Source organism: Halorubrum sp. SD612, assembly GCF_002135005.1.
The window spans coordinates 1-4,301 of the sequence record NZ_NEWI01000183.1 but is presented as its reverse complement, the minus strand read 5'-3'; the positions used below and the strand labels follow the sequence as shown (position 1 = coordinate 4,301).

The 4,301-nt window shown below is 67.0% G+C and carries 4 protein-coding genes; 1 reads left to right on the top strand and 3 read right to left on the bottom strand.

Translation table 11 applies throughout. From position 1 onward, the window contains the following. Together B9G38_RS14535 and coxB are read right to left on the bottom strand one after the other, a co-directional pair. The coding region (locus tag B9G38_RS14535) for a cbb3-type cytochrome c oxidase subunit I (RefSeq protein ID WP_198945708.1) at positions 1–811 on the bottom strand (811 nt) is incomplete at its 3' end. Further along, positions 808–1,584: a cytochrome c oxidase subunit II gene (gene coxB / locus B9G38_RS14530; RefSeq protein ID WP_086220846.1), complete on the bottom strand. Its 777-nt coding sequence runs from the start codon at positions 1,582–1,584 to the stop codon at positions 808–810. The genes B9G38_RS14535 and coxB, both read right to left, overlap by 4 nt. Before the next feature lie 227 nt (positions 1,585–1,811). Between coxB and B9G38_RS14525 the strand changes: the two genes are divergently transcribed. Beyond that, a complete protein-coding gene (locus tag B9G38_RS14525) occupies positions 1,812–2,234 on the top strand; it encodes a hypothetical protein (protein ID WP_086220845.1) in 423 nt (140 codons plus the stop codon). 47 nt (positions 2,235–2,281) lie between these two features. On the opposite strand, the gene B9G38_RS14520 is transcribed toward B9G38_RS14525, so the two are convergent. Further along, positions 2,282–4,301, bottom strand: a 2,020-nt coding sequence (locus tag B9G38_RS14520; protein WP_086220844.1) for an RND family transporter, incomplete at its 5' end; no start/stop codon positions are given.

The window sequence follows — 4,301 nt, the reverse complement described above, 5'->3', positions numbered from 1 at the left end:
GGCGTCGGCCGGAGAACGTCTGGAACAGCTCCAGCATGACCCCGAGCGCCGGGAAGAAGACGATGTACACCTCCGGGTGGCCGAAGAACCACCAGAGGTGGCTCCACAGCAGGGCCCCGCCCTCAGTCGCGGAGAAGTAGACGCTCCCGAGCACCCGGTCGGAGCCGAGGATCAACAGCGCGCCGAGCAGCGCCGCGAACGCGAACAGCATCATCCACACCGTCGCGAGGATCGACCACGAAAACAGCGGCATGTCCATGATGCCCATCCCCTCCGCACGGGAGTGATGTATGGAGGTGAGGAAGTTCACCGTCGACGCGGTGACGCCGATAATGAACATCGTGAGCGCGAGAATCGCGCCGGTCGACCCGATACCGGGCGTGTACATCGGCACGTTGAGCGGCGCGTACATCGTCCAGCCGGCGGTCAGCGTACCGCCCTGGAAGAAGCTGATCCCGAGCAGCGCGCCCGAGAACAGGTACAGCCAGTAAGAGAGCGCGTTCAGCCGCGGGAAAGCGAGGTCGTCCGCGCCGATCTGAAGCGGCACGAAGTAGTTCGCGAACCCGAAGGCGAACGGTGAGAGGAACCAGAACACCATTATCAGCCCGTGGGCGGTGACGGCCTCGTTGTACGCCAACCCGGAGAGAATCTGGCTCGTCGGGTCCCACAGCTGGAGGCGGATGAGCAGCGCCATCACGCCGCCGAACAGCAGGAAGAACAGCGCGGTGATCGTGTACAGGATACCGATGTCCTTGTGGTTAGTCGTGACTAGCCAGCGCTTGACGGAGGTCGTCGGTGGTAGTTCGCTCATGCGCTCACCCCGCTCGGGATCCCGGCTCCGAGACCGGACGCCTCAATACTGGCGCTTTCGGAGCTGTTACCGGTGTTAGCGTACCACTCATCCCACTCGTCTTCCGGAATGACAGTTATTTGTCCTTCCATCGCGGAGTGGCCCGGACCGCATAGTTCGAAGCACTCGACGGGGTACGTCGCCTCACCGCCTTGCGCCGCGACGTCCTCGGAACTCACGGAGAACCAGTTCTCGTTATAGTCTCCGGGAATGGCGTCGGTCTTTATGCGTAAGTCCGACGAGCCGAAGTTGTGCCAGACGTCCCTGGACGTCACGTTGATGTCGATCCGCTGGTCAGCGGGCACGATCAGTTCGCCCCGTTCGGTGTGGCCGTTCGGGTACTCGTACGCCCAGCCGTACTGGTAGCCTTCGACCGTGATCTCGATGTCCCCCTCCGCGTCGGTGTCCGGTCCCTCCTCGACGTAGAGGAGCAGCCCGTACGAATACACGACGAGGCTGATGACGACGATCGCGCTCAACCCGAACGAGAGGAAGAGCTTCTTCGCTTTCGGACCGCCCTGTCCCGTCGGGAGTTCGCCGACCACCGGCGCGTCGAACTCCTCGTCCGACCGGTCACCGTCGTCGCGGTACTTGTACACGTTCCACAGCGTGTACGCCACGACGATGGTGCCGACGAGGGTACCGAGCGCGAGGAAGACGAAGAAGATCTCGTCGAAGACCTCCGCCTGTGCGCGCCAGTCGCTCCCCTGTTGTAGGATAACTGGATCTATCATGTTCGTCTGTCTGCTCTTGTACCACCCTTAGCGATGGTACACTTATCTCTTGTGTAGCGGAACGGGGGATCGGGGCGTGCGAAACCCCGAGCGCGCCGCCCGAGCGACCCGTCGACAGGGGTCCCGCGCGGAGGAGGCGCAACGCGTCGAAGGGTATTTGTACGCGCGAACGGAGCCCATAACAACGGAAATCCATGACATCACTCACCCTCTTGAGTACGGGGCTGATGGGCCTCCTCGTCGTCGCTACGTTCGTCGCAGTCGCGGAGATCGGGGCGAAGCGGGTCGCACCCGGCCGCGACGACGCGGGCGGACGCTACGAGGCGATCGTCGGGAAGCTCGGCGACATCGCCCGGACGCCGGCCGTGTGGGCGGTCTCGTTCGTCGGCATCACCGTCCTCGTCGGCGGGAGCATCCTCCTCGGCGTCGGCAGCTTCGGAATCCCGGAAGGGCTCGCCGGGACGCTGGTGACGGTCGCGTACCTGACCGTCGGACTGCTGCTCGTCGGCTTCGTCTTCCTCGGCGCGTACTTCGCGACCCGGAGCCGCGGACTCGGTAACGCCCACGGCGTCGCAGCGGGGACCCTGGCGACCGGCGCCGCGTTCCTCGTCCTCGTCACCGTCCAACTGCTCGTCGGCGTCGTCGGCTGAGCCGGTCCCGCCGTCTATCTTCGTTCTCTCGCGGACCGTTCCGACGGTTAGCGACGGCTCTCGGCGCCCGAGCCCCGGAGCCCGTCGTCGAGGCCGAGGCCGACGTACCCGCCGTACCGGTCCCACACGACGACGAGCGAGGGGACCAGCAGGATCGAACAGAGGTACGCGTAGAAGACGCCCAGCGCGAGCAGGACGCCGAAGTCGCGGAGCAGGGGGATCACCGCGAGCCACAGGACGCCGAGCCCGGAGACCGTGGTGAGCATGCTGCCGGTGAGCGCGCCGCCCGTCCCGGCGATGGTGACGTCCAGCGCCTCCCCGATCGGGAGGCCGGCCTTGTACTCGTCGACGAACCGGTGGACGAAGTGGACGGTGTAGTCGACGCCGAGCCCGATCGAGACGGAGAGGATCGGCGCGTTGATCGGCGTCAGCGGAATGTCGAACAGCCGCATCGAGCCGACGAGCAGCCCGACCGTGACGAGGACGGGGACGAGGTTGAGGAGACCGTAGACGGCCTTCCCCTCCAGGTAGGCGTACGACAGCGCCAGGAACAGCGCCGTGAGCCCGAAGGCGGCGAAGAGGCTCCGGATCGCCGACTCCGTCAGCAGGTCGATCACGGCCTCGTTGACGACGAGCGAGCCGGTCGGCACGGCCTCCAGCGGCGTGCGCTCGGCGAGCTCGCGGACGTCCGCGACCGCCTCGGAGTTGTCGACGCCCGGCTCTATCGTGTAGTCGATACGCGCGCTCCCGCGGTCGGCCGCGACGTAGCCGCGGGCCTGCCCCCCCGCCGGAGAGTCGAGGAGCGCGTCGTACACCTCGTCGACGTTTCGGTCCGGCACGCCGTTGCCGAGGCGGTCGTTGCGCTCGACCAGCGCCGCGAACTCGGGGTCCTGCGCCGCCCGGTCGTCGATCACGGTGACGATACTCGTCGCCTGCGCGCGCCGCTCGTCGGTCGTCGCGAAGGTGTCCGGCGGGTTCCGTGTGGTCCGATCGATCAGCTCCAGGGCGTCGTCGTCCCGCACCGACTGGTCGACGTACAGCGTCACCGACCCCACGAAGTCCTGCTCGAACTCCTCCTCGAAGAGGGTCAACACGTCGAGGAACGTGTACTCCGTCGGGGCGAACGGCTCCGGCAGGTCGGCGTACGTCTCCAGCCTGTCCTGGTCCGGAAAGAACGCCTCCTCCGAGAACTCCGTGTTCACGCCCGTGCCGTAGGCGCCGCCGACCGCGCCGCCGACGAGGAGGAGCGCGACGACCGCGACCGGGGCGATCCGCGAGAGGTCGACGCCGACGCGGAGGACACGGGCGATCCGCGACCCGCCGGCGCCGAGGGCGCTGGTGCCGAACTCCGGGATCGGGAGCCGCTCGCGCCAGCGGTCAGAGAGGACCTTCGCGGCCGGGAGGAAGACGCCGAAGATCACCAGCGTGAACGAGATCCCGGCGGCCGCGACGATCCCGAAGTCGCGGTTGGGGTCGAACGGGCTCACCACGTTGGAGACGAGCCCGAACACCGTGGTGATCGTGACGAGCAGGAAGGCGATGAGCAGCTGGTCCGTCGTCGTCCGCATTGACGCCTCGATCCCGGTCCCGGTCGCCCGCTCCTCGCGGTAGCGGTTGACGATGTGGATCCCGAAGTCGATCCCGACCGCGAGCAACAGCGGGAACACCGTCACGAGCGAGTCCGAGAACGGGATCCCTGCGTACTCCATGAAGCCGAAGGTCCACAGCAGCGACAGGAGGAGCGCGGAGAGGCCGATAGCCATGTCGAACGGGTCGCGGTACGAGAAGATCAGGAACCCGACGATCAGGACCAGCGCGGCCGGGAAGACGATGATAGCGGTGTCGGTGAGCAGCGCGGTGATCTCCGACTGGAGGACGCCGTCACCGAAGAGGATCGCGTTCTCGCCCGCCTCGTTGCCCGGCACGGAGTCGACGACGTCGACGCTGCGGGTCTGGAGCTCCGTCACCCGCGCCGTCGTCGCCGCGCCCGGGAGGCCGTAGGTTATCCCCACGATGGCGGTGTCCGCCGCCTGCCCGGTCGGGTTGTACGCGACGGACATCTGCGCG

Excerpts from the sequence above, each read along its gene's own strand:
- B9G38_RS14525 (WP_086220845.1), top strand. The coding sequence starts at position 1,812 with ATGGGCCTCCTCGTCGTCGCTACGTTCGTCGCAGTCGCGGAGATCGGG.
- coxB (WP_086220846.1), bottom strand. The coding sequence starts at position 1,584 with ATGATAGATCCAGTTATCCTACAACAGGGGAGCGACTGGCGCGCACAG.